General features: G+C 66.1%; 3 protein-coding genes and 1 pseudogene. 2 read left to right on the top strand and 2 right to left on the bottom strand.

Features of this window, described 5'->3' with window-relative positions; all coding sequences use genetic code 11:
• A partial coding sequence (locus MOV74_RS32160) for a penicillin-insensitive murein endopeptidase (protein ID WP_246931027.1) occupies positions 1–412 on the bottom strand: 412 nt, incomplete at its 3' end.
• Between the two features lie 582 nt (positions 413–994).
• On the opposite strand from MOV74_RS32160, the gene MOV74_RS32165 reads away from it, so the two are divergent.
• Both MOV74_RS32165 and MOV74_RS32170 read left to right on the top strand, forming a co-directional pair.
• Positions 995–3,118: a bifunctional diguanylate cyclase/phosphodiesterase gene (locus MOV74_RS32165; RefSeq protein WP_246931028.1), complete on the top strand. Its 2,124-nt coding sequence runs from the start codon at positions 995–997 to the stop codon at positions 3,116–3,118.
• Positions 3,119–3,198: 80 nt separating this feature from the next.
• Positions 3,199–3,927, top strand: a complete 729-nt coding sequence (locus tag MOV74_RS32170; protein ID WP_246931029.1) for an RDD family protein — start codon at positions 3,199–3,201, stop codon at positions 3,925–3,927.
• 204 nt (positions 3,928–4,131) lie between these two features.
• Here MOV74_RS32170 and MOV74_RS32175 read toward each other — a convergent pair.
• Positions 4,132–4,410: pseudogene (locus MOV74_RS32175) on the bottom strand (acyl-CoA dehydrogenase); the annotation flags it as partial.

The following is a 4,410-nucleotide window of genomic DNA, read 5'->3' on the forward strand; positions in this document are numbered from 1 at the left end:
CCGACAGCGCCGGGCCGCCGCGCGGCTGGGCGATGTCGCCGACCAGGATGCCCGGCCATCCCGCGTTCTTGTGCGCCCTGGCCGCGAGCCGCTTGATCAGCGCGATCATCTCGGGGTGGCCATAGCTGCGATTGCGCGACAGCCGCATCACCTGCCAATGGTCGCCGTTGACGGGCATCTGATCCGCGCCGCCGATGCAGCCCTTGGTGTAGGAGCCGATGACGTGGGCCGACCCCTTCGACGGCAGCAGCTTGCGCGCGAACAGCTCCTTGGCGGCGACCTCAGGGTCGTTGGGATTGGCGAGCGGCGGCAGCGGCTTCGGGCTGACGCTGCCCTTGTCCTGAGCCAGCGCGCCGCCGGCGGCCAGGAGCGTCATGACAAGCAGGAGAGGGGCGATGTGGCGGGGACTCATGCGCAGCCCTTATAACCCAACGCCGCGTCCGGGTTAAGAATGAGGCTTTCGCCCAGCCGCAATCTCACGGCGTCTTGACAGCCGTTGCCTCAGCGTAAAGCTGCGCCCGGGATGACGATCCCCATGTCCAATGAGGTCGTCCGAAAGTCGTCGTCTTGTCGCGGGCCCGCCCGATTCTTAACAGTGCGATAACCGTATCCTGCATTGACTAAAATTCGTGCGCGGAACGATGCCCGTTTCGATCCCGTATGCAATCGGACGCGCGGGCGGAATTGATTCATGGAGAGGGCACGTTTTTGCGTCACCTCTCTCCCCGATTGCGACGAGGCCACGGGCCTGGCGCGCCATCTGGCCCGCTTGCGCCGCGCGAACAGGCACGAGAGCCGGGCTCTCGGTGTTCGCAAGGCGCGGTCCTGGCGGGCGCGGTCACCCAAGATTACCTTTCTTTCAGACACTTGCCCCAAAACTACCGCCCACTGGGCGCGATTGGGACGAGTGAAGTTGGGTTTGGGGTCTCGAAAAGCAAGAAAGCGAAACGGAAGCGCGCGTGCCCGGGCCGGCCGATTGCCACGCAAGCCACGCTTGCCGCGCGCGTCGCGAACCCGTTCGGACCGCGACGAAATCCTGCGCAGCCGCGCCGAGGCGGAAGCCGCGATCGCGGAAGCGCGCAAATCCCATGAGCGCCTGCGCCAGGCCATCGACATCCTGCCGCAGGGCATCGTGTTTCTCGATGCCGACGGCCGCTACGTGCTCTGGAACAAGAAATACGCCGAGATCTACCGCAAGACCGCCGATCTGTTCGAAGAAGGCGCGCGTCTCGAAGACACGCTGCGCATCGGCGTCGCACGCGGTGATTATCCCGAAGCCATCGGCCACGAAGACGAGTGGATCGCCGAGCGGCTGCAAAAGCTCTATCAACCCGCCGCGCGCCACGAGCAGACGCTGTCGGACGGCCGCGTCATCCTGATCGAGGAGCGCTTGACCGACGACGGCGGCGTCGTCGGCCTGCGTGTCGACATCACCGAATTGAAGCAGCGCGAGGCCTCGTTCCGCTTGCTGTTCGACGGCAATCCCGTTCCCATGATCGTGTGCGCGCTGGACGACGAGCGCATCCTCGGCGTCAACGACGCCGCGGTTGCGCATTACGGCTACAGCCGCGCCGAGTTCGAGCAATTGAAGATACGCTCCTTGCAGGCTTTCGAAAGCGAGCCGCCCTGGACCGCCGATCCCACCGGCGAGGAGCAGGCCGGGCGCACCTGGAAGCACGTCAAGGCCGACGGAGCGCTGATCGACCTTGCGATCTATTCCCGCGAATTGACCTATGCCGAGCGGCCCGCCGTGCTGCTCGCGCTGATGGACATCACCGAGCGCAAGCGCGCCGAGGCGCGGCTTGCCTTCATGGCCCAGCATGACGGGCTGACCGGCCTGCCCAACCGCAATCTCTTGCGCCAGCAGATGGACGAGATGCTGCTGCACACGCGGCGCAGCGCCGACAAGGCCGCGCTGCTCATCCTCGGGCTCGACAGTTTCAAGTCGGTCAACGACACGCTGGGACACGCGGTCGGCGACAAGCTGCTGCGCGGCGTCGCCAAGCGGCTGCGTTCCACCTTGCGCGAGGAAGATGCGCTGGCGCGGCTCAATTCCGACGAGTTCGCGATCGTGCAAAGCGGTCTGGCGCGGCCCGAAGACGCTGTGATGCTGGCCAAGCGTCTCCTGGAAGCCATCGCCGATCCCTATCTGCTCGACGGCCATTCCGTGGTGATCGGCGCCTCCATCGGCATCGCGATGGCACCCGGCGACGGCGATGAGTCCGAAAAACTGCTCAAGAGCGCCGACATGGCGCTGTCACGCGCCAAGCTCGACGCGCGCGGCAGCTTCGCCTTCTTCGAGGCCGCGCTGGATGCAAAAGCCCAGAGCCGCCGCAAGATCGAGGTCGAGCTGCGCGACGCCATCCAGAACGACGTGCTGCGCCCCTATTACCAGCCGCTGATCGACCTCCAGAGCGGCCGCATCACCGGCTTCGAAGCGCTGGTGCGCTGGCCGCATGCCGAGCGCGGCATGGTCTCGCCGGCCGAGTTCATTCCGGTCGCCGAGGACACTGGCCTGATCAACCCGCTCGGCGGCTTGATGCTGCGCCGGGCGTGCCTGGATGCCGCGGCCTGGCCGGACGACGTCCGCGTCGCCGTCAACCTGTCGCCGCTGCAGTTCCGCAGCGGCAATCTGCTCTCGATCGTCACCGACGCCTTGAAGCATTCCGGCCTGCCGCCGCGGCGGCTCGAGCTCGAGATCACCGAGACGCTGCTGCTGGAGAAGAGCGCGCAGGTGCTGGCGAGCCTGCATGCGCTGCGCGCGCTGGGCGTCCGCATCTCGATGGACGATTTCGGCACCGGCTATTCCAGCCTCAGCTATTTGCGCAGCTTCCCCTTCGACAAGATCAAGATCGACCAGTCCTTCGTGCGCGATCTCGGCGCCAACCGGGAGGCCCAGGCCATCATCCGCTCCATCGTCAGCCTCGGCAAAGGCCTGGGCGTCACCATCACCGCCGAGGGCGTCGAGACCGAAGCCGAACTCAGCTGCCTGCGCACCGAGGGCTGCGACGAGGGCCAGGGCTTTCTGTTCAGCAAGGCCCGGCCGAATGCGGAGATCATCAGCTTGCTCGCTGCCCAGCGCGGCATCGACGGTGAGGAGGATGCGCTGGTGGCGTGAGCGGGGCGGCGGGGCAATCGAACCTCACGCGCGCTGTCCGCGTCTCACCATCGGATCGAACGAACGGATGCGGCTTCCCCATGACCTCCGATGCGCCTCCGCCTCCGGTGCCCGGACCGCGCTATGCCCGCTTCTCCAGGCGGTTCAAGGCCGTTCTGCTCGACTGGATGCTGGCGATGGCTCTGCTGTTCGGCGCTGTGGCGCTCGCCAGCAATGTCGCGAGCGATGGGCTCAGCCGCAGTCTCGGTGTCGCGGTCGTCGTCATCCTGCTGCTCTACGAACCGGTATTGGTCTGGCGTGCCGGCGGCACGCTCGGGCACATCTGGACCAATTTGCGCGTGATCGACGATCGCGGCGGCAATCTCAGTTTCACCAAGGCGTTGGCACGTTTCGCCGTCAAGAGCATTTTGGGCTGGTATTCGTTCGTGGTCATGGCTGCCACGCGCCGCAACCAGGCGGTCCACGATCTGCTCACGCATTCGACCGTCCAGATCCGCGATCCTGCCAAGGCAAAGCCGGGCCAGTTCGTCACCGAGCGGCGTGAGGATGATTCAACGATGCCCTCACGGCTGCGGCGAACGCTCGTGACGGTGGTCTATCTTGTGCTCAGCGTCTTCCTCTATTTCGGCGTGCTCGCGGCCCTGGTCCGGGCCGGCGTCCTGTCGCGTGCGTGCCTCTACCAGGACATTTGCAACGGAAGCGACCGCATCAGCGACTCCGCCGCCGCTGTGGCCCTCCTCCTGATTATTGCCTTTCTCATCGTCATGGGCTGGCGCGGCCGGTTGCCAGGCGCGCGCAAGCCGGCATGACGCCGTGCTGAAGGCGTGTGATTGTCGATGCGTCGGGAAGTAAGGGACGCGCTGCTCCGTTAACCTCTCCCGCTCGCGGGAGAGGTCGCGCCGGAGACGCGGGCGAGGGTTCTTTCCTCTGGGGGATTGTCCCGTTGCGGAGACACCCTCTCCCCGACCCTCCCCCGCAAGCGGGGAGGGAGCGCACCGACAGCGCGGAAGCGATCACCCTCCCGCCAAAATCGTCTTTCCCACATCCTCGTAATGCGTATCGCGCGCCTGGATCTGCTGGGCGATGGCGTGCATGTCGCGAAACCGCCGCTCGAACGGGTTGCTGCGGAACACCGCGGTCGCACCGGCCATGTGATAAGCCGTGTCGACCACCTTGGCCGATTGATGGATGGTCCAGGTCGCAGCCAGGCGGACCGCGCTGCGATGCGCCGCGCTGAATTCGCCGGTCGCGCAGAGGTCGCGCCACATCGCATGCGCGGTCGCGTAGAGGTA

Source organism: Bradyrhizobium sp. SHOUNA76 (assembly GCF_023006445.1).
Classification (GTDB): Bacteria; Pseudomonadota; Alphaproteobacteria; order Rhizobiales; family Xanthobacteraceae; genus Bradyrhizobium.

Coding starts and splice junctions, on each gene's coding strand:
- MOV74_RS32170 (WP_246931029.1), top strand. CDS start 3,199: ATGACCTCCGATGCGCCTCCGCCTCCGGTGCCCGGACCGCGCTATGCC.